Here is a 22,796-nt window from a genome sequence, read left to right on the forward strand (position 1 = left end):
CTTCTGTGGTTGCTTAAATTCCCGTATAAGTATGGGGGGTAATCACCCGCAATTCTTTCTTTATCTCTTCACTTACATTCAGTCCCTCTATAAATTCCTTGATAGACGCTTCCGTAATGGCCTGATTGGTACGGGTCAACGCTTTCAACGCTTCATAAGGATGCGGATAGGCCTCGCGGCGCAGAATGGTCTGGATAGCCTCGGCCACCACGCTCCAGCAATTGTCCAGGTCACGGTAGATGGCCGGTTCGTTCAACAGCAACTTACGCAAACCCTTCAAAGAACTTTGTATGGCAATAATGATATGCCCGAACGGCATACCCACATTGCGGAGCACGGTAGAGTCCGTCAAGTCACGCTGCAAACGGGAAACCGGCAGTTTTACCGCCAAGTGCTCAAGAATAGCATTCGCCATGCCCAGGTTTCCTTCCGCATTTTCAAAGTCAATCGGGTTCACCTTGTGCGGCATCGCGCTGGAGCCCACCTCACCGGCTTTAATCTTCTGCTTGAAATATTCCATAGAGATATATTGCCAGAAGTCACGGTTCATATCAATCATCACCGTATTGATGCGCTTCATGGCATCAAAGATGGCAGACAGATTATCGTAATTGGATATCTGGGTAGTATACTCCTCGCGTTCCAAGCCAAGCTTTTCGGAAACGAACTTATTGCCGAATGCCTTCCAGTCATATTCCGGATAAGCCACATGATGGGCATTGTAATTACCCGTAGCGCCACCGAACTTTGCTGTCACCGGACAAGCCTTCAGCGTTGCCAACTGGCGTTCCAGACGGTAGACAAACACCATTACCTCCTTGCCCAAACGGGTAGGCGAAGCCGGTTGTCCGTGTGTCTTGGCAAGCATGGGGATAGCGGCCCACTCTTCCGCATAAGCACGGAGCTGCGCTATCAGTTCCTCTATTTGAGGATAGTACACCTGCTCCAACGCCTCCTTTACAGACAAAGGAACAGACGTATTGTTGATATCTTGTGAAGTCAGGCCAAAATGGATGAACTCCTTATAGTCGTCCATACCACCCAACTTGTCAAACTCTTCTTTTAAGAAATACTCCACAGCCTTCACATCATGGTTCGTCACGCTCTCAATATCCTTGATGCGTTGCGCGTCGGCTTCGGAGAAGTTACGGTAAATGTTTCTCAAGGTTTCGAAAACGCCCTTATCCACCCCTTTCAGTTGCGGCAAAGGCAGCTCACACAGCGTGATAAAGTATTCTATTTCAACTTGTACACGGTATTTAATCAGTGCAAATTCTGAAAAATAGGCAGCCAAAACATCCGTTTTGCCTCTGTATCGACCGTCAATCGGAGAGATTGCGGTAAGTAAATCAAGTTTCATACGTCGTATTTATGATGATAATTATCGGACTGCAAAATTACTGCTTTTTTCTGAGTAACAAGACATAAAGGATAAAGATTTTAAGAAAAGGAAGTTAACGGATAAAAAAATGGCCTTACAATCACTTGCAAGACCACCTTCGAATGAAAATTTCCAGTGGGCGTTGACGGATTCGAACCGCCGACCCTCTGCTTGTAAGGCAGATGCTCTGAACCAGCTGAGCTAAACGCCCTTTTGATGAACGAAAGTGCTTGGATTTTGTGTGGGCGTTGACGGATTCGAACCGCCGACCCTCTGCTTGTAAGGCAGATGCTCTGAACCAGCTGAGCTAAACGCCCGTACACTTCCGTTTCAAAAGCGATGCAAAGGTACAGCTTATTTTGACATTACCAAAACTTTTGCATAATATTTTTCGATATTTTTTTAGTCATTTAGCGACACGCTCTGTTTCTCAAGCATTTAGTACGTTCACTTTTTTGCCTCATTTTTCCGGATGACCTTTGCCGGATTACCAACGGCTATGCTATCGGATGGAATATCTTTCGTCACCACACTACCCGCACCGATGATACAACGGTCGCCGATGGTGACGCCTGGACACAAAATGGCACCGCCGCCAATCCAGCAATCCTCTCCTATCGTCACCGGATAGGCATATTCCTTTTCCGTACGACGCTCGATATAATCCATCGGATGATGGGGAGTGTATATCTGTACGCATGGACCGACCAACGTATGGGCACCAATCGTGATATATCCCCCGTCCAGGAAAGTGCAATTGGCATTGACAAAGACATGCTCACCCAGCCGGATACCATCCCCATGGTCGCAATGGAACGGCGGACAGATGACGGACGTGGCGGGAATGCCCGGTACCAGCTCCTCCAGCAAGCTCCGGTAATCCTCATCGTAAGTACTCATCACACGCATTTTTGCCAGCAAGCGCTTGGCATGCTCGAACTTCACCTGTATCTCCGGAACGGACATATCCGCCAACTGGGAGCTACGCATTTTTTCCACTTCATTCATATTGTTTCTTCTTTTGATTCATACAGAGACTCAGCCCCGAACAAAAATACGGAAATAAACGCAGTATACCAAAAGAGCGGAAAACCTTTCGGCTTTCCGCTCCTGCAATCGTTTATAGAGCAAACAATTTATTTGTACTCCTGCCAGCTCTTAATCTGGATATCTTCCAGCTTCATTTCGCAGAATGCCTCGATAAAGGCACTTGCCAGGCGGGCATTGGTAATCAACGGAATGTTGTGGTCGATGGCACCGCGACGAATCTTGTAGCCATTGGTCAGCTCGCGTTTCGTATGGTTCTTCGGAATGTTGACAATCAGGTCGAAGGCATGGTCGGCAATCATCGTCATCACGTTGTTTTCCGCATCCGGGCGTTCATCCGGCCAGTAAACGGCTTCCGTCGTCACGCCATGGGCGTTGAGGAAAGCGGCTGTACCTGCCGTAGCATAAATCTTATAGCCTTTGGCAAAGAGCATGCGGCTGGCATCCAGCAAATCCACCTTGGACTTCATGGCTCCGGAGGAGAACATCACGCCCTTCTCGGGACGGGGGATTCTGAATCCGGTAGCAATCATGGCATTCAGCAATGCTTCGGAGAAGTCGTCGCCAATACAGCCTACCTCGCCCGTAGACGACATGTCCACACCCAATACCGGGTCTGCCTTGTGCAGACGGGAGAAGGAGAACTGGCTTGCCTTCACACCGATACGGTCGATGTCGAATGCCGACTTGTCCGGTTGTGTATAGGGAGCGTCCAGCATGATGCGGGTAGCAGTCTCGATGAAGTTACGCTTCAGCACCTTGGATACGAACGGGAAGCTGCGCGATGCACGGAGGTTACACTCGATAACCTTCACCTCGTTGTTGCGTGCCAGGAACTGGATATTGAAAGGACCGGAAATATTGAGTTCCTTCGCAATCTGGCGGCTGATTTTCTTGATGCGGCGTGCCGTTGCAAAGTAAATCTTCTGTGCCGGGAATACCAGCGTAGCGTCACCGGAGTGTACACCGGCAAACTCTACGTGCTCGGAGATGGCGTATTCTACCACTTCACCGTTTTGGGCAACAGCGTCGAACTCAATCTCCTTGGTGTTCTGCAAGAACTGGGATACCACCACCGGATATTCCTTAGATACCTCAGCAGCCATCTTCAAGAAGTTTTCCAGTTCTTCTTCATCGTAGCATACGTTCATCGCAGCACCGGAGAGTACGTAAGACGGACGCACCAGTACCGGATAGCCCACCTTCTCTACAAAGCCTTTCACATCTTCCAGGCTGGTGAGTTCCTGCCAAGCCGGTTGGTCGATGCCCAGCTGGTCGAGCATGGCAGAGAACTTGTTACGGTTTTCGGCACGGTCGATGGAGATGGGGGAAGTACCCAACACGGGAACTGACTGGCGGTGAAGCTTCATAGCCAGGTTGTTAGGAATTTGTCCACCCACGGACACGATGACACCGCGCGGCTGCTCCAGGTCGATAACGTCGAGCACACGTTCGAAGGAGAGCTCGTCGAAGTAGAGACGGTCGCACATGTCGTAGTCCGTAGAAACGGTTTCGGGGTTATAGTTAATCATGATGGACTTGTAGCCCAGCTTGCGGGCAGTCTGGATGGCATTCACCGAACACCAGTCGAACTCTACAGACGAACCGATGCGGTAAGCGCCCGAACCAAGCACAACCACTGATTTTTCATTCTTATAATAGTTCACATCATAACCCTGAACGGCATACGTCATGTAGAGGTAGTTCGTCAGTTCCGGATGTTCGGAAGCCACCGTATTGATGCGCTTCACGGCGGGCAGGATGCCCAGCTCCTTACGACGGGCGCGTACGGTAAGGTTTTCCTTCTCCATATTGCCTTGCGGATTCAGCACGAAGCGGGCAATCTGGAAGTCGGAGAAGCCAAGCACTTTGGCTTCGCGCAGCACGTCGGCGGGGATGTCTTCCACCTTATTATATTGGGAAAGTTTCTGCTTGTAGTCTACGATGTTCTTCAGCTTGCCCAAGAACCAGGGGTCAATCTTGGTCAGCTCAAAGATGCGGTCGATGGCATATCCCTTTTCCAGAGCCTCGGCAATGGCAAAGACGCGCAGGTCGGTAGGATGTGACAGTTCGTAATCCAAGTCATCGAACTCCACTCCCTCATTGCCCACGAATCCGTGCATTCCCTGACCAATCATACGCAAGCCCTTCTGGATAATTTCTTCAAAGGAACGTCCGATAGACATGATTTCGCCTACCGACTTCATGCTGGAGCCAATTTCGCGGCTGACACCTACGAACTTTGTCAAGTCCCAACGCGGAATCTTGCAAATCAGGTAGTCAAGCTGCGGAGCTGCATATGCCGAGTTGGGAGTTCCCATCTCGCCGATTTGGTCGAGCGTATAGCCCAACGCAATCTTGGCAGCCACAAATGCCAGCGGATAACCGGTAGCCTTGGAAGCCAATGCGGAAGAACGGGACAGACGGGCGTTCACCTCGATGACACGATAGTCGTTTGTCTCGGCGTTGAACGCATACTGGATGTTACATTCGCCCACGATGCCCAGGTGGCGGATACATTTGGTGGAGAGCTCCTGCAACATTTTCACCTGCTCGTCGGTCAATGAGCAAGTGGGAGCCACTACGATGGACTCACCCGTATGAATGCCCAGCGGGTCGAAGTTTTCCATGCTTGCCACCGTGAAGCAGTGGTCGTTGGCATCGCGGATTACCTCGAATTCAATTTCCTTCCAACCCTTCAGAGACTCTTCTACCAGAATCTGCTTGGAGAAAGTGAAAGAGCTTTCGGCCAATTTAATGAAGGCTTCCTCGTCCGGACAAATACCGCTTCCCAGTCCACCCAGAGCATAAGCCGAGCGCACCATCACGGGGTAGCCAATCTCGCGGGCTGCCTTCAGTGCGTCTTCCATGCTCTCCACAGCGTGGCTCTTCGGAGTCTTCATCGGAATCTCGTCCAGCTTCTTCACAAAGAGGTCACGGTCTTCGGTGTACATAATCGCCTCAACGGAAGTACCCAGCACGCGCACGCCATATTTCTGAAGAATTCCGTTCTGATAGAGTTCCGTACCGCAGTTCAGCGCCGTCTGTCCGCCGAATGCCAGCAAAATGCCGTCGGGACGTTCTTTCTTGATGATTTCTTCCACGAAATAAGGAGTTACCGGCAAGAAATAAACTTGATCGGCGATACCTTCCGATGTCTGGATAGTAGCAATGTTCGGGTTTACCAAAACAGAACCGATACCTTCTTCGCGCAACGCCTTCAGCGCCTGCGAACCGGAATAGTCAAACTCTCCGGCCTGACCAATCTTGAGCGCACCAGAACCCAAGACAAGCACTTTCTTTAAATTCTTTTCCATATTCTCTTGTTGTCTATTAAGTTACGAGTTACAAGCTACGAACTACGAGTTGTAGCTATTTCACAAAAAAAATGCGTCACCCAATAAAGGATTAACGCATTACCAAAGAACTAAAAATATCTTTCTCGAAAAAAGAGAAACTGACGGCTCCCAAATGAAATTCATTCGAACGGAGGTTATATTTGCTTCTCATTTCCTGCGATTGCATAGTCTCTTTAAAATTTGTGCAAAGTAACGACTTATTTACGAAAAGAGCAAATTGTGGCATATTTTTTTGTATAAAAGAAACGTCATCCTCCATAATAGAAGAGCGGCCGTCGCCCGCAACCGAAATCTTTTTCCGAAAAATGCGATTCCATATAAAAAAGAAAGACTATATCTCAGTAAAGGCATTTGCGGATAAATATGAAGATTCTCCCCACCAAAACTTGCTTTTCTCGCCACGGAAACTTACCTTTGTGCCTATACAAAAATAGAACAAGGATTCTGTTTCTACAAACAAAGCCTTTATTCTTAAAAATAAAATTTCTATTCCTTGGAATAAAGGCTTTATTCTAAGATTTCTCCGCCACCAAAAGAACTTTGCTCCGCAGGGAAAAGGACTTTGCAACGAAGGAAAGAAAAGAAAGGAGAACGCAACAATGACCACACGCTACCAAATGAAAGAAATGCCCGACTTGCAAGGCACGGGCGAACCAATCACCTACCCCAAGATGGTGATGACCGGACAGACCGGCACGCGCGAACTGGCGGAATACATCGCCATGACCTCGGGATTCTCGAAAGGCGTAACCGAAGGAGTTATCTGCGAGCTGGGCGAAGCCCTGGCCCACGAAATGGGAATGGGACGCTCGGTGAAGATAGAAGGATTGGGCGTATTCACCCCCGCACTGTCCATCTACCCCGACAAAGAACGCGAACAGCCCCAAGAAAGCAGCACGAAGCGAAATGCACGGAGCATCTACGTAAGCGGCGTGAACTTCCGCACGGACAAGGCCTTGATTAGAGAAACCAACCATTGGTGCGAACTGGAACGTGCCTCCTGGAAACCCGCACACTCGTCGAAGAAATACACCCCCGAACAACGTCTGGCTCTGGCGCATCAGTATCTGGACAAGCACGCCTTCCTTACTGTCAGCATCTACCGGCAACTGACCGGACTCGTCCGCTCCACCGCCACCGTGGAACTGCGCAAATGGGCACATACTCCCGGCAGCGGAATCGATACAAGCGGCATCGGAAGCCATAAGGTATACGTGAAAAGGAAAGAAAGCGTCATCCCTTGAGGTTTCGATAATTATAGGTATCTTTGCCGGTCTTAATGGCTTTTATACAATGAAGAAACTAAAAAATACATAATATGGCAAAAGAAAAAATCATCCTTACGGGCGACCGCCCCACAGGACGCCTGCACATAGGACACTATGTAGGCTCATTGAGAAGAAGAGTGGAACTGCAAAACTCCGGCTTATACGACAAGATTTTCATCTTCATCGCCGACGCACAAGCGCTGACGGACAATATGGAGAACCCGGAAAAGGTGCGCCAGAACGTCATCGAGGTGGCATTGGACTACCTGGCTTGCGGACTGGACCCGACGAAGAGTACTATCTTCATCCAATCCCAGATACCGGAACTCTGCGAACTGACCTTCTACTATATGGACCTGGTGACCGTGAGCCGCCTGCAACGCAACCCGACGGTAAAGACCGAAATCCAGATGCGTAATTTCGAGACAAGCATCCCCGTAGGTTTCTTCACCTACCCCATCAGCCAGGCAGCGGACATTACCGCCTTCCGCGCCACTACCGTGCCCGTGGGCGAAGACCAGGAGCCGATGATTGAACAAGCTCGTGAAATCGTACGCCGTTTCAACTATATATATGGTGAAACCCTCGTGGAACCGGAAATCCTGTTGCCCGACAATGCAGCCTGCCTGCGCCTGCCGGGAACGGACGGCAAAGCCAAGATGAGCAAGAGCCTCGGCAACTGTATCTATCTTTCGGACTCTGCCGACGAGGTGCAGAAGAAGGTGAAGAGCATGTATACCGACCCCGACCACCTGCGTGTGCAAGACCCCGGAAAATTGGAAGGCAACACCGTATTCACTTACCTGGATGCCTTTTGCCGTCCGGAACACTTCGGCCTTTATCTGCCCGAATATCCGAATCTGGACGAACTGAAAGCCCACTACCAACGTGGCGGTCTGGGCGACATGAAAGTGAAGAAGTTCCTCAACGAAATTATGCAGGAGACACTGGAGCCTATCCGCAACCGCCGCAAGGAGTTTGAAAAAGACATCCCCGCCATCTACGACATGCTGAAGAAAGGTTGCGAAACTGCCAGGGAAACCGCTGCCGCAACCTTGGACGATGTACGCAAGGCTATGAAGATAAACTACTTTGATGATGCGGAACTGATTGCAGAGCAAGTAAAGAAATTCGGCGGAGAATAAGGGATAGGAGATACGAGTTACAGAAGTTACGAGTTACAAGGAGCTACCTGTTACAAGTTACTGGTTACAAAAAATGAGGGGCATGCGTCATAATAACGCATGCCCCTTCTCATTTCTATAACTCGTAACTCCTTGTAGCTTGTAGCTCGTAGCTTTCTAATTGGCAGATTTCACCAATACCACACGGTTCAGAATCGGCTGTCCGAACTTATCGACACCACCACCGGCATCCACCTTCAGGCGGTCAGCAGGAATTCCGTATTGTTTTACCAATACATCGACCACGGCTTGTGCACGCTTCAAACTCAACTCTTTGTTGAATGCCGGCGTACCGGTTGCAGAGTCTGCATATCCGTTTACAGTGTAAGTGGCGTTCGGGAACTGTTTCATCTGGTCTGCCAGATAAGACAAGTTCATTGCTTCACGTGGAGAGACTTCGGCAGAACCGATATTGAAGAATACGGTACGCGGTGCTATATCCGGATCGGGAACAATCACTTCGGTTTCCGTAACTTCGGCCACCGGCTGGTTCTGTGCAGCCACCAATGCATTCTGCAGCTGCTGGTTGGCAGCTCCCATCTCTGCAAGCTGTGCCTGCATGGCAGCCAGCTCTACCTGAGAAATCAACTGAGGCATCGGGCGACGGAATCCACGGGCGGGGAAACGGTATGTCAACCCTACCGTTGCACTCAGCACGCCATCATATCCATGATCGCCGCCAACTTCGCCATCGAACTTATCTTCAACGCCCATTGCGCTCAGCTCCAGGTTAATATCTATCGCATTGGAAATACGGAAGCGATTGATGATACCCGCGTTTACAGACAGAGCTTCGCGGTGAGGCTTTGTGTAGTTGTGAGTGAAGCCAGCACCTACATAAGGAATGATTTCATACACACGGTGCTGGTTGTATCCTCCAAACAGCGCATTCAGATTGAACATCACATCTCCGTGCAGATTCATATAGTCGAAACGCTGTTTGTAGTAGCCGTCATCCATCTGAGTGCCTTTCACGTAGTCAGCACCTGCATCATATGTATATCCTCTTGCCTGAAGGCCGCTATATTGCAGACGTACTCCCAGTCCCGGGGTGAACCATTTGCCGATGGCAAAATTCAGCGTCGGACTGATACGCTTGCCAAAACTTCCTGCCTTATCATTATCTCCAAAAGTTGCTTCGGCACCACCGCCTATAGAGAAAAACCAATTACTCCAGAACGGATTAGTGATTACCTGATATTTATCCTGAACCTGGATAACACCAAATTCTTCCACAACTTCAGTCTTTTGCTGCGCCATGGCAACAGAAGACACACCAGCTAAAGCCAGTAACATTAGAATCTTTTTCATATACCTTAAAATAGTTAAGTGGTTAATTAAACTCTTTATCATTCAAACTGTCTAATTAACGCCAACAGAACTAAAAGGTTCTGAATATTTGTACTTTTTTTGCCTTGATGCAAAAGAAAGTACTCTTCCTTATTTGGAGAAAAGCTTTTCTATGTCGTCTTCTTTAATGGTCGCCAGCACCGTCTTTCCGTCCGGAGTATAATTCGGGGATGGGCATGCAAACAGATTGTCCACGAGATTGGACATTTCCTCGTTGCTCAGCACTTGTCCATAGACGATGGCCGCAGCACGTGCCAAGGTCGATGCAAGAATTGTCTGCACCTCTTCCTTAACGTCATTCCCTTTTTCCATAGCAGTATGTACCATATTCCGGACCAATTCTACCGGGTTCAACCCCTCTATGCCCGAAGGTATGCCGTTGATGGCATAGCTGCCGCCACCCAGCGGGCTCAAATCGAAGCCTACTGCCGACAAATCTTCCAATATACTTTCCAGTACGGCAGCTTCCGAAGCCGGCAACTGGATAATCTCCGGAAACAATACCCCCTGGGATACGCCTTGTTTCTGTCGAATCTGGCTCATATAGCGGTCGAACAATACCCGGACATGCGCCCGGTGCTGGTCTATCAGCATCAGACCCGATTTAACGGAAGTCAGAATAAAACGCCCCTTGAACTGGAAGTGTTGCGCTCCTTTCTCTACCGTTGCCTCATTGCCATAGAAAGAGGCGCTTGCCCCGGAAGGAACCGTTTCCTGGAAATAAGGAACCCTCTCCTCCTCTCTTGGAGCCGTACCGGTAACCGTATCCTCTACAAAAGGCTCTTCCTCCATCGGCTCGTTCATCCTGCTGGCTTTTTCCAAACCGGAATAAAGCCCCTCCCACTCCACTTTGGGGCGCGAATAATTGCCACCGCCTCCATAGGAAGAAGCGGAAGACGTCTTGAAGGGATTGAAATCCGTGTTATAGTGTACCTTCGGAGGCTCTATCGGACGAGCCTGCTCGAATGCAGGAATATCCGGCATGTCCTCGGTATCAAAATCGATAGTAGGTATAGCGCTAAACTTGCCTAAGGATTCCTTGACCGCAGCCGACAGAATCTGCCAGATAGCCTGCTCATTCTCGAACTTAATCTCCGTCTTCGTCGGATGGATGTTCACATCGATATTGGCAGGGTCTACCTCGAAATAAATAAAGTAGGAGATTTGCTCACCGGCAGGAATCAGCTGCTCATAAGCGTCCATCACCGCTTTGTGGAAATAGGGGTGACGCATATAACGCCCGTTCACAAAAAAGTATTGGTGCGCTCCTTTCTTGCGCGAGGTTTCCGGCTTGGCAACAAAACCGGAAATCTTTATCATCGTCGTATTGACGTCTACGGACAGCAACTGCTGATTCAGTTTCTTTCCGAAAACTGCCATGATGCGTTGCCGCAAAGGCATTACCGGAAGATTGAACAATTCCGTATCATTACTATACAGATAGAAGGCTACCTCAGGATGCACCAGCGCTATACGCTCGAATTCCGTAAGGATATTGCTCAACTCCGTAGAGTTGGCTTTCAGGAATTTACGCCGGGCAGGAATATTGAAGAATAGGTTCTTGATGCAAAAATTGCTTCCCTTAGGGCAGGAAACGGCTTCCTGGCCCTCGACTTTAGAGCCGGCAATCAACAGTCGCGTCCCCAGTTCCTCGCTGGCTGGGCGTGTTTTCAACTCCACTTCAGCTACCGCAGCAATGGAAGCCAACGCTTCTCCACGGAAGCCCATGGTGCGTAGGGCAAACAAATCGGCAGCTTCGCGTATCTTTGAAGTTGCATGGCGTTCAAAAGAAAGACGCGCATCCGTTTCGGACATCCCCTTTCCGTCATCAATCACCTGGATGCAGGTCTTGCCCGCATCGGTAATCAGCACATGTATTTCCTCTGCTTCGGCATCAATTGCATTTTCCACCAATTCCTTCACAACAGATGCCGGACGCTGAATCACCTCTCCGGCAGCAATCTGATTGGCAACCGAATCGGGCAGCAAATGAATGATATCGCTCATGATAATGTTTAATGATTAGAGATTAATGATTAATCATTATTAAATGATTCCGTTACTGATGGCATACCACAGATAAATCAGCACAGCTATGACAACAAGGATTATGCCCAAATGCATCGGCTTACGTCCGCTCTCCTTGCGCCGCTTCAAGTGAGTTGTTCCTTCTATGAATTTGCCCCGTATATCCTCGGGCGAGAATTCCTTTTCCGGCAGCATACCCAGGTCACGCTTGGCGTTTTCTTCCATCTTCGCCAACTTCTCTTTCCGCTCATCCACATAGATATAGCTATGATTGAAGCCACGAGGCTTCCGCATTGCAAACATTCCCATGACGCTACTTATTATTTCGTTTAATATGCATATTCCTTGGCGAAGTTACAGGTTTCCGGTCACTTTTCTTCAATACTTCACCTGCTTTTTTAGCCCTCCACTCGAAGATGTCCTCCTTGTTGAGCGGACGGATGTAGTCGAACCAAACAAAAGAAGGCAGCCTGCTCTTATCTGGTGGAATCTGGTCCAAAGGATAGGCTGTACCGGTAGTCTTTCCAACAAAGACTCCGCGCTCCATTCTTCTCTCCTTCAAGTACATTTTCAAAAGTCCACCTTCCGAATAGTTCATCATAATCAGCGAACTGTCCTTCTCCTCTACCGGATAATACACCACCAATACATTGCCGTTTACCTCCACCAGACGCATGTCTCCATCTATGAAGAAAGCTTTCATCTCCTTACCGGAAACTTGGTTATAGTGAATACTGTCCTTTTTCTCTACCGTCAGGGCCTGATTGATGATATGTGCCCAGTCGATGGTACTATCGTTCATGTAAATTTTAATTTCCTCGCCCAACAACTGTTGTTCCCCGTGCCACAAGATAGGGTCGGTGTACATCGTCATGCAAGAGTCCTTGGAATTATACACCAACGAATCGCATACGGCCTGCACATCCGTGCGATAAGCACGCACCTTATGATAGGCACGCATCTCCCGGTACATGGAATCGGTATTCATATGGTAGGTAATCAGCCGCAAAGTATCACCGTGCATAAACAGACTGTCGCCCTGCGAATAGTCGATAGCTACGGCACGTTTGGTGGCAACGGCGCTTCCGGTCAGTTCGTTGTAGAAACAATAGTCGCCAGTCAACATGTTCCGGTTGACCGTATCATTCATCTGTACATTGTCAAAAGCCTCGCCGTATCCCAAGATGCGGTCGTAGAAAAGGCTGTCACCGGTCAGTTTCTTGCCTTCGTTAGTCAGTACGGAACGGTCGAGCAGTTCTGCCTGCTCAGTAGTCGTATTGTACACGCCACGTTCGGAATAAATATGATTTTGGTCACTCACAATGTCGGAGGGTCCTAAAATTGTGGCAATCTTAGTAGCTGTACTATACTTCAAGGTATCCGAAGTCAAAACAAACTTCGGGTTGACCAGCTTCACGTCGTGGTTGAAGACAGCCAACTTGGTGGCAGGGCTATATTCTCCCCATTCGGAAGTCAGCACATTATCCTCGTCGGTCAGCGTACCGCCTTCGAAGTAATAGCCCAAATCGTACAGACGGTCATAGTTCAAACTGTCGGTTGTCAGCACCGTATTACGATTTATCATACGTACATTCTCACGCAGCATGGCCAGCTGCGACATGCCGTCATAATACAGATAGTCTCCATAGATAAACAAGGTGTCACCCTGCTCCATACGCACATTGCCGAATGCCTCCACAGAATTTATCTTTTCGAATATCAGCGCACTGTCACAGAACATGTACATACTGTCATGCTTCATCCTCACCGAGCCGATGAGTACCTGCACATCAGGACGCAACTGTTTGTCCGCCTGCGCCTCATCTGCGTACAACAAATCGACGCGCGTCTTCTTCTTTTCCGGCGTCTCCGTCTTTTTCTGTTCAATCGAGTCCACTTTCTTCTTCTCTGGTGCACCAGTACTCTTCTTCTTGTCCTGCGCACTCAGCAGACAGATACCAAACAAGCATAGAATACCTACCAGGAGGTATCTATGCTTGTTCAGGAAATGATTTTTTGTATTCTTCTTTTGCATACAAATCTATGTAAATTCTTCCGGATTATTCTTTAATCCAGCCCGGATACTTGAACGTACAGTTATTCTTCCAATTATCCTTGATACGGACATATGTGTGCTTCTGCTTCTCACGAATCCACTTGTCCAGCACTTCGTCGCGGCGTTTCTCCAACACAATCTCTTTCAAGTTCTGATAGTCATCGGCAATGGTAGCCTTGTGTCCCGTCGTACGGCTCTTCAGTTTCACAATCACACACTCTTCTTTTCCGGTCTTTTGCGGAATCATGGTGAAGGCTTCGGAGATTTCGCCCACTTTCATCTTATCCACCACCTTGGCTATTTCAGGGGGAAGTTCCTGCATCTCAAAACGGGAAGTGTTCGTATTGGGATTCGGCAACAAACCATGATTGTTACGCGTATCCTTATCCTGCGAAAGCACTGAGGCAGCCTCTTCAAAAGAGAACTTGTTATTGCGGATATCATCGGCAATAGAATCCAAACGGGCACAACCGGCAGCCAGAGCTTCTTCCGGAATATGCGGTTTCAACAGAATGTGGCGTGTTTTAATACGGTCACCGCGCTTCTCTATCAACTGAATGATATGGAAACCATATTCAGACTCTACAATCTTGGAAACCTTGCTGGGGTCTTGCAAGTTGAAAGCTACATTGGCATAAGCGGGGTCCAGCATACCGCGTCCCGAAAACTCTATTTCACCGCCACGCATGGCCGAGCCACGGTCCTCGGAGTACAGACGAGCCAACATGGAAAAGCTTTCGCCCTTATTGACACGGTCGGTATACTCACGCAGACGCCTCTTTACATCTTCTATTTCCTCCAAAGGAACCTTGGGCTGCTGAGTGATAATCTGCACCTCCACCTGGGTAGGGATATAAGGAATGCTGTCCTGCGGCAAATCCTTGAAGTAACGGCGCACCTCAGCCGGAGTTATCTTAATCTCACCCACCAGTTTCTGCTGCATCTTCTGAACCTTCAATCCTTCACGGGCATTCTCGCGCAGCGTTTCACGAATCTGGCTGGAAGTCTTGTTGAAGTATTCCTCCATTTTCTCGCGCGAACCGATGTTGGCGATGTACATGTTCGTCATATAGTCCACACGCTGGATAACCTCACTCTCGGATACTTCGATACTATCGAGGGCAGCCTGGTGAAGATACAGCTTCTGCACGGCTATCTCCTCCGGTATCACGCAATAAGGGTCACGGTCAAATTTGCGTCCTTCATACAATGCACTCATACGTGCCTCTTCCACTTCGGACTTCAGTATAGCCTCGTCACCTACTACCCACACTACCTCGTCAATCACGTTGTCTTGTCCATAAACGGTAGAACCGACTAATAGCGTCAAGGCAAATAAAATTACAAACTTAAAGTTCATACACTGTTTCATTCTTGGTGTCTTATTCTAAATAATATTTAATCTTGTCTCTTTTCACCGCCCGTTGGTACAAATCATCCTTCACTTGCTTCATGAATTCCACCTGCTTCACGTTCAGCAGCATATCCTTCACTTGCCCACGGGCAAACTCATAGGGTTCCTGCTCTCCCATCGGGCGATAATCGCTCACATTCAGGAAATAATGGAAAGCCGTATCCTTCAGCTCTACATGGCGATTCTTGTCCAGATACTCGTCCACATCAGGAACCTTCAAGGGCAGCATATCCAGCACTTCCGATACCGGCACCCATTTATCATAAAAATACTCATACTTCACAGCATTCTGCAGACTGTACTTTTCCAGATGTTCCACCGCCTCACGGGTTTCCGTCTTGTACCAGCGACGAACATTACCCAGCTGCGGGGCTGTCAAAGGAACTTTGATGAACAAGCCTTTCATCAACGGACGTTCCACCTTGAAGAGCGCCTGGTTCTTCTCGTAATACTCCGTCAAGTCTTGTTCTGAAATCTCCTCTGATAGCCGCTGATGTATTAAAGCCTGCTGATAGGTATGCATTATCAATGCTTTGCGATAATTCTCCACAAGTTTATCAATCTCACCGTTATTGGGAATATTGCTCTGCGCTTTATCGTACAGCAAAATATCTTCCACCCAATTACGGATATAATGTTCTGCAAACAACAGACTGTCGTCTTTGGACAAACCGGCAGGAAGTACCGATTGCAAATCTTCCCGGTAAAGGAAATTGCCGTCCAACTCCACTAACGGTGTCCGCCCTTTATGGTCGTGCTGCTCGCTGCACGCCGCACAGAGAAGGAAAATTAAAAGCCCAAAGCAGGTTGTTCGCATCACCAACTGATATTTACTTCGTTTTGAGGTACGAAGATAGTGTTTTAATCGGTTGCATCAGTGATTATTAACGGTTTTTAAAACCTCTTGGTCAATTTCAACCTTACCGGCAGCACGCAACTTTGCCACCCAATGCGTTTCCAAATAGTTCCGATAAGCGGTTACGAGCGGCTCTCGCACCTCTTGCCAACTATCTGGTCCCTTCTGCTTACGACCTTGTACAGCAGTAAAGGGAAATGACAAAACCGGGGTTGCATTCTTCCCTTTGAACACCAATTCATCCACATATGCATTATCACCGGGAGCAAATAATCCTTGCTCTGCCCGCACCTTGGGAGTATCGCCGGCATTGAAAGTGAGACGGATGGCATCCATCCACTCCTCTTCCGGAATCTGTTTCAGAAATTTCCGTACTTGCTTCGCCACCCGCTTGGTAGTACAATGCAGCACAATACCCTTATAACGCGGTTCGTCCCAATGGAAGTCCGAACGGTGCGCCTCAAAATATGCTTTCAATCCCGCTTCATCCACCACACTCCTCTTTCCCACTTCACGGTCAGTGATTTCGGCAAGCAACATGCTGTCACGATACCCCTGCACCAACGCACAGAATTCGGGATGCTTCAATTCCAGACGGGAGTTTTCATAGTCCAGAATCGTTTTTACTGTAAAAGCCTCCAACTGTCTGCGCGTCCCTGCCGGATAAACAGCGGCAAATCCGGCAAACTCTTTTCCACCGTATGCCTTGCCATCCAGTGTAAACAATACACGGGAAGTGCTTCCTTTGGCCAGCAGTTCGTCGATACCGGCTTTATCCGGCATATAGTGATATTCTTTCTTCAGTTTATCCACAAAAGCCCGCGTTCCTTTATCCATTCCATGACGACGGGTTTGACAACGGATTATCTTGTCCTTCATCCTCTCAAAAGGAAGGATTTCCTGCTGTTCGAGTACTTTCACGATATGAATGCCTTGAGGAGTGAGGAACGGACGGGAAATCTCTCCGGCATTCAACCCGAATACAATATCCTCAAACTCCACCGGCATCTGCAGCCAACCCACCCAAAACGCTTTCTTCTCATCGGAAAATTGCTCGACGCAAGCATCGAAAGACGGCACAGCTCCCCCTTCCTTTGCAAGAGCCCTGTAGATAGAATCCATCCTGGACTCCATCTCACGCAAGGTATGACCGGAAATATTCTGGGGGAGATATTTAAAAATATGCTTCACATATACCCGGCCCGCACGCCGGCCGGATTTCATCTTGTCATAATACTGCCGTGCCTCCTGCTCTGCCGTCTCCTCATCTGTCAAGTATGATTTAATCAGACAGCGGCGATACTCATCCTGCTCCTTCTGGAAGACACGGGAAGTATCCAATCCCACAACTTCGGCAGCCTCTATTTTCAGCCTGAAGTCTATAAACTTATTCACATATGCATCCAATGCCTTCCGGCCTGCACCGACAGAGGTACCGCCCTTATTATAGCTACGTTCGAATTCAGAACGGAGGACCTCCTTTCCATTGATACGCATCAGTACCGGATCGTCCTGGGCCGAAACAGCCAATCCGAACCCGAGGAAGAAAAACACCCAAAACAATCTAACCATAAGCACCATCCGTTCTTTTTATACGGCTGCAAATATAAACAAAATGCCCGGAAAGCGGCAATCTCTCTCCAGGCATTCACTATTATTTTGTTATTATCTTACTCAGGACGGCTATAGTTCGGTGCCTCACTGGTTATAGACACATCGTGCGGATGACTTTCCAGTACACCTGCATTAGTAATGCGGGTAAACTTGGCATCGTGCAGTTTCTCTATATTGGCTGCACCGCAATATCCCATACCGGCACGCAGACCGCCAACCAACTGATAAATCACTTCATACAAAGTACCTTTATAAGGAACGCGAGCAGCAATGCCCTCCGGAACCAATTTCTTCACATCACTGGTACCGCTTTGGAAGTAGCGGTCCTTAGAGCCATTTTCCATAGCTTCCAGCGAGCCCATACCCCGATAGGACTTGAACTTACGACCGTTGAAAATAATCGTATCGCCCGGAGACTCTTCCGTTCCGGCAACCAGCGAACCGATCATCACGCTGTAACCACCGGCAGCCAACGCCTTCACCACATCGCCCGAGTAACGCAAACCGCCATCGGCAATCAAAGGAATACCCGTGCCCTTCAGTGCCTTTGCCACATCATAAACCGCAGACAACTGGGGAACACCCACACCGGCAACTACACGGGTAGTACAGATGGAACCCGGACCAATGCCCACCTTTACTCCATCAGCACCAGCCTCGACCAATGCCTTTGCAGCTTCACCAGTAGCAATATTACCAACAACAATATCAATATGAGGGAAATGCTCTTTGGCTTCTTTCAATTTTTCAATAACCCCTTTGGAATGTCCGTGAGCCGTATCAATGACAATGGCATCCGCCCCTGCATCCACCAAAGCCCGCATGCGCTCCAAAGTGTCATTCGTCACTCCCACTCCGGCAGCAACGCGCAGACGACCTTTGCTATCCTTGCACGCCATAGGTTTATCCTTTGCCTTGGTAATATCCTTATAGGTAATCAGACCTACCAATTTGTTGTCTTTATCTACTACCGGCAACTTCTCGATTCTATGTTCTTGCAGAATTTGAGAAACGGCCTCCATATCCGTCGTAGGATTGGTAGTAATGATGTTCTCCTTAGTCATCACCTCGTCGATACGCTTATTCATATCTTTCTCAAAACGAAGGTCACGATTGGTAACAATGCCTACCAAATATCTTTCATCATCTACCACCGGAATACCACCAATCTTGTATTCAGCCATCAAAGCCAGCGCATCAGCTACCGTAGAACCTCTCTTGATAGTCACCGGGTCATAAATCATACCGTTTTCGGCACGCTTCACAATAGCTACCTGACGTGCCTGCTCCTCAATGGACATATTCTTATGAATAACTCCGATACCACCTTCGCGGGCAATGGCAATAGCCATCTTCGCTTCGGTAACCGTATCCATGGCAGCAGTTACAAACGGGATTTTTAACTCAATGTTTCGTGAAAACTTAGTCGAGAGTTCGACTGTTTTGGGCAAGACTTCAGAATAAGCGGGGATTAACAGTACGTCGTCATAAGTTAATCCATCCATTACAATCTTATCAGCAATAAATGACATAGGGCTATGCGTTTAAAATTTATTGCGTGCAAATATACGGTTTTTATTCCATTCCGTATACTTGCACGCAACATTTTTTTCTTTTTTATCAACTAAAACCAATCAGTTTGCCATCTCTGAAATAAACTTGATGCGTACCAAACGTACCTCTTCTTCCGTAAAGTCATCACCCAACTCATCCAGAGCATCGTCAATCTTATCAGTGGTAGATTCCTTGAAATAATCATAGATATCCAGCAAGTGGTCTTCATCCATAATATCCTCCAAGAAATAGTCGATATTCAATTTCGTTCCGGAGTAGACGATAGCTTCTATCTCATCCAGCAGCTCTTCAAACTCAATGCCCTTTGACATGGCAATGTCATCCAATGCCACCTTACGGTCAATGGCCTGAATGATGGCCACCTTCATTTTTGACTTATTGGCCACAGTACGCACACGCAAGTCCTCGGGACGTTCAATCTCATTCTCCTCACAGTGCCGCTTAATGAGTTTACAGAATTCCTCGCCGTAGCGTTTTGCCTTTCCGGCTCCTACACCCGGTATGTTCTGCAACTCGTCCAAAGTCACCGGATATATGGTCGCCATCGCTTCCAAAGACGGGTCTTGGAAAATGACATAAGGAGGCACTTCCAACTTCTTGGACAACTTCTTTCGTAAGTCCTTCAACATGGAGTACAATGCCGGGTCTACCGCACACGCACCGCCTCCACGTGCAGGTGCTTCCTCTTCCACATCCTCAAAGTCATTGTCTTCCACTATTTTGAATGATTTGGGATGTTTAAGGAACTTCTTACCGTCATCTGTCACTTTCAGCAAGCCATAGTTTTCGACATCCTTACTCAGGTAACCGGCAATAAGTGCCTGACGGATCACAGCATTCCACGTTTTGTCTTCTTCGCCCATACCAGAGCCGAACACTTCGAGATCTTCATGCAGATGCGCCTGCACTTCTGAAGTTTCCTTACCTTGTATTATGTCTATAATATAGTCCGCTTTAAAATTTTCTTTCACCGCGAGAATAGCTTCAATCACGGTACACAATAATTCTTGAGCTTCCACTTGTTTTTTCGGATTTAAACAATTGTCACAATTACCACAATTTTCTTCTATATATTCTTCGCCGAAGTAATGAAGCAATGCTTTTCGGCGGCATACGGAAGATTCGGCATACGCAGCAGTCTCCAGCAGAAGCTGCTTGCCAATTTCCTGCTCTGCTACAGGTTTGCCTTGCATAAACTTCTCGAGCTTCTGCAAGTCTTTATTGGTATAGAAAGTAATACACTGCCCTTCTCCTCCATCTCTTCCGGCACGTCCGGTCTCCTGGTAATATCCTTCCAGACTTTTGGGTATATCGTAATGGATGACATAGCGCACATCCGGTTTGTCAATCCCCATACCAAAAGCAATGGTAGCTACAATCACATCAATTTTTTCCATCAGGAAATCATCCTGGTTCTGTGTTCGTGTAGCCGAATCCATTCCGGCATGATAGGCACGAGCATTGATTCCGTTTGCCTGCAGGATTTCAGCAAGTTCCTCCACTTTCTTCCGGCTCAGGCAATAGATAATGCCTGACTTTTCGGGATTGTTCTTAATGAACTTGATGATGTCCCGGTCTACATTTGCAGTCTTGGGGCGTACCTCATAATAGAGATTCGGGCGGTTGAACGATGACTTGAACACCTGCGCATCCACCATACCCAGATTCTTCTGGATGTCATGCTGCACTTTCGGTGTAGCCGTCGCAGTCAACGCTATCAGAGGGGCTTTTCCTATTTCATTGATAATGGGACGGATGCGGCGATACTCAGGACGGAAGTCATGACCCCATTCAGAAATACAATGGGCTTCGTCCACGGCATAGAACGAAATCTTCACCGTTTTCAGAAACTCCACATTCTCTTCCTTCGTCAGTGATTCCGGAGCTACATACAACAGCTTTGTCTCACCACTGAGTATGTCGGACCGGACCTGGTCTATCGCGCTCTTGTTTAGGGAAGAATTGATGAAGTGGGCTATCCCATCCTCTTCGCTGAAGTTACGCATCGCATCGACCTGATTCTTCATCAAGGCAATCAGAGGAGAAATCACGATACCCGTGCCCTCCATCAACAAGGACGGCAGTTGGTAGCACAAAGATTTTCCACCACCGGTAGGCATCAACACGAATGTATCATTACCCGCCAACAGATTCTCTATGATTGCTTCCTGATTTCCTTTAAATGTATCGAACCCGAAGTATTTCTTCAGCTGGTCTATCAAATTAATCTTCTTCCCTGCCATGATTCATTAGGTTGTTGTTTATTGAGTTAACTTTTAATAGTGGTACTCCGCCTTGTTTTCACAAAGAACCCTAACAAAGTTATAAACAACTTCTTAAATTTCAAGCATAATCCATCGAATATTTTTCAATAAAAAGTAAAATAGTCGGTTTTACCCCGTATTACCATCTGATTCTTAAGCACTTTGCAGTCGTGCTATATTTGCCTTTTCAAGCTGGCGCTTGGCGTAGTCCAACGTCACAACAAAATTGTCCTTCTGTTCTGACGGAATTTCGAACATGGCATCCATCATAATTGTCTCCACAATGGAACGCAAGCCGCGGGCTCCCAACTTATATTCTACCGCTTTATCCACGATATATTCAAATACAGCATCTTCAAACGTCAGCTTCACATTGTCCATCTCAAACAGTTTGATGTATTGCTTGATGATGGAATTCTTCGGTTCCGTAAGAATGGAGCGCAATGCCGCACGGTCCAACGGATTCAGATAAGTCAGCACCGGAAGGCGGCCGATAATCTCGGGAATCAGTCCGAACGACTTCAAATCCTGCGGAGCAATGTACTGCATCATGTTGCTCTTATCAATGGTTGCCGTATTGCGTACAGCGCTATACCCGACAACGTGCGTATTCAGCCGCTGGGCAATTTTCTTTTCAATGCCATCGAAAGCCCCACCGCAAATGAACAGAATATTCTTGGTATTGACCGGAATCATTTTCTGGTCGGGATGCTTGCGCCCACCCTGGGGAGGCACATTCACCACAGAACCTTCCAGCAGTTTCAGCAATCCCTGCTGCACGCCTTCACCACTCACATCACGGGTTATGGAAGGATTATCACCCTTGCGCGCTATTTTGTCTATCTCATCAATAAACACGATACCTTGCTCTGCCTCGGGCACGTTATAATCCGCCACCTGGAGCAGACGTGTCAAAATGCTTTCAATGTCCTCACCCACATAACCTGCCTCTGTCAGAACTGTTGCATCTACAATAGTAAAAGGAACATGCAGCAACTTTGCGATAGTACGCGCCAATAACGTCTTTCCCGTACCGGTACTGCCTACCATGATGATGTTCGATTTTTCAATCTCCACATCATCACCGCCGTCCTTCTGGAGCAGACGTTTGTAATGGTTGTACACCGACACAGACAAGAAACGCTTGGCATCGTCCTGACCAATGACATATTGATCGAGGAACTTCTTTATTTCTACGGGTTTAGGAAGTTCTTTCAGATTCAGCTTCGTGGCACTTGCCTTCTTGCCAGCCCCCAAAGCCTCCTGAGTAATCTCATAAGCCTGGGTGGCGCAACTGTCGCAGATATAGCCATTCATCCCCGTTATGAGAAATCCGACTTCATCTTCGGTGCGACCGCAAAAACTGCATCTATTTTTATTCTTTCTTGAATCTGCCATAT

General features: G+C 48.0%; 15 protein-coding genes and 2 tRNA genes. 2 read left to right on the plus strand and 15 right to left on the minus strand.

The genetic code is table 11. The features are described from left to right. Window positions 1-13 precede the first annotated feature (13 nt). The 5 genes from purB to carB form a co-directional block, all read right to left on the minus strand. Window positions 14-1,360: an adenylosuccinate lyase gene (gene purB, locus DWZ03_RS17570; protein WP_005829591.1), complete on the minus strand. Its 1,347-nt coding sequence runs from the start codon at window positions 1,358-1,360 to the stop codon at window positions 14-16. Window positions 1,361-1,517: 157 nt separating this feature from the next. After that, window positions 1,518-1,592: transfer RNA gene (locus DWZ03_RS17575), tRNA-Val, on the minus strand. A gap of 31 nt (window positions 1,593-1,623) precedes the next feature. After that, a tRNA-Val gene (locus DWZ03_RS17580) sits at window positions 1,624-1,698 on the minus strand. A gap of 130 nt (window positions 1,699-1,828) precedes the next feature. After that, window positions 1,829-2,389, minus strand: coding sequence for a sugar O-acetyltransferase (locus tag DWZ03_RS17585; protein ID WP_016274434.1), 561 nt, complete (start codon window positions 2,387-2,389; stop codon window positions 1,829-1,831). 128 nt (window positions 2,390-2,517) lie between these two features. Then, on the minus strand, window positions 2,518-5,745 hold the full coding sequence (carB, locus tag DWZ03_RS17590; protein WP_005829587.1) for a carbamoyl-phosphate synthase (glutamine-hydrolyzing) large subunit: 3,228 nt from the start codon (window positions 5,743-5,745) through the stop codon (window positions 2,518-2,520). Window positions 5,746-6,386: 641 nt separating this feature from the next. On the opposite strand from carB, the gene DWZ03_RS17605 reads away from it, so the two are divergent. Both DWZ03_RS17605 and trpS read left to right on the plus strand, forming a co-directional pair. Beyond that, window positions 6,387-7,031, plus strand: coding sequence for an HU family DNA-binding protein (locus tag DWZ03_RS17605; RefSeq protein ID WP_022401787.1), 645 nt, complete (start codon window positions 6,387-6,389; stop codon window positions 7,029-7,031). A gap of 74 nt (window positions 7,032-7,105) precedes the next feature. Further along, window positions 7,106-8,200 carry a tryptophan--tRNA ligase gene (trpS, locus tag DWZ03_RS17610; RefSeq protein WP_005829577.1) on the plus strand — a complete coding sequence of 365 codons (1,095 nt, stop codon included), beginning with the start codon at window positions 7,106-7,108 and terminating at the stop codon, window positions 8,198-8,200. Window positions 8,201-8,356: 156 nt separating this feature from the next. Here the strand turns inward: trpS and DWZ03_RS17615 are convergent, their stop codons facing one another. The 10 genes from DWZ03_RS17615 to clpX all read right to left on the minus strand — a co-directional run bounded on the left by DWZ03_RS17615 (window position 8,357) and on the right by clpX (window position 22,794). Continuing rightward, a complete protein-coding gene (locus DWZ03_RS17615; protein WP_009037822.1) occupies window positions 8,357-9,550 on the minus strand; it encodes an OmpA family protein in 1,194 nt (397 codons plus the stop codon). Between the two features lie 129 nt (window positions 9,551-9,679). Further along, the gene (gene mutL / locus DWZ03_RS17620) at window positions 9,680-11,596 is read right to left on the minus strand and encodes a DNA mismatch repair endonuclease MutL (RefSeq protein WP_120130468.1); all 1,917 of its coding nucleotides are present in this window, start codon (window positions 11,594-11,596) and stop codon (window positions 9,680-9,682) included. 39 nt (window positions 11,597-11,635) lie between these two features. After that, window positions 11,636-11,926 carry a hypothetical protein gene (locus DWZ03_RS17625; protein ID WP_005829571.1) on the minus strand — a complete coding sequence of 97 codons (291 nt, stop codon included), beginning with the start codon at window positions 11,924-11,926 and terminating at the stop codon, window positions 11,636-11,638. A 4-nt stretch (window positions 11,927-11,930) separates the two neighbouring features. After that, the gene (locus tag DWZ03_RS17630) at window positions 11,931-13,652 is read right to left on the minus strand and encodes an OstA-like protein (RefSeq protein WP_022401785.1); all 1,722 of its coding nucleotides are present in this window, start codon (window positions 13,650-13,652) and stop codon (window positions 11,931-11,933) included. Between the two features lie 25 nt (window positions 13,653-13,677). Continuing rightward, window positions 13,678-15,045: a peptidylprolyl isomerase gene (locus DWZ03_RS17635; RefSeq protein ID WP_005829568.1), complete on the minus strand. Its 1,368-nt coding sequence runs from the start codon at window positions 15,043-15,045 to the stop codon at window positions 13,678-13,680. A 10-nt stretch (window positions 15,046-15,055) separates the two neighbouring features. After that, window positions 15,056-15,904: a peptidylprolyl isomerase gene (locus tag DWZ03_RS17640; protein ID WP_022401784.1), complete on the minus strand. Its 849-nt coding sequence runs from the start codon at window positions 15,902-15,904 to the stop codon at window positions 15,056-15,058. Window positions 15,905-15,961: 57 nt separating this feature from the next. Continuing rightward, complete coding sequence (locus tag DWZ03_RS17645; protein ID WP_022401783.1) at window positions 15,962-17,524, minus strand: peptidylprolyl isomerase; 1,563 nt, start codon at window positions 17,522-17,524, stop codon at window positions 15,962-15,964. Between the two features lie 89 nt (window positions 17,525-17,613). Then, on the minus strand, window positions 17,614-19,089 hold the full coding sequence (gene guaB, locus DWZ03_RS17650) for an IMP dehydrogenase (protein WP_117600772.1): 1,476 nt from the start codon (window positions 19,087-19,089) through the stop codon (window positions 17,614-17,616). A 102-nt stretch (window positions 19,090-19,191) separates the two neighbouring features. Further along, the gene (recQ, locus tag DWZ03_RS17655) at window positions 19,192-21,375 is read right to left on the minus strand and encodes a DNA helicase RecQ (protein WP_120130469.1); all 2,184 of its coding nucleotides are present in this window, start codon (window positions 21,373-21,375) and stop codon (window positions 19,192-19,194) included. Window positions 21,376-21,549: 174 nt separating this feature from the next. Further along, window positions 21,550-22,794, minus strand: a complete 1,245-nt coding sequence (gene clpX / locus DWZ03_RS17660) for an ATP-dependent Clp protease ATP-binding subunit ClpX (protein WP_005829557.1) — start codon at window positions 22,792-22,794, stop codon at window positions 21,550-21,552. Window positions 22,795-22,796: the final 2 nt, after the last annotated feature.

Source organism: Bacteroides sp. AF29-11 (genome assembly GCF_003602895.1).
In the GTDB taxonomy this organism is placed as follows: Bacteria; Bacteroidota; Bacteroidia; order Bacteroidales; family Bacteroidaceae; genus Bacteroides; species Bacteroides uniformis.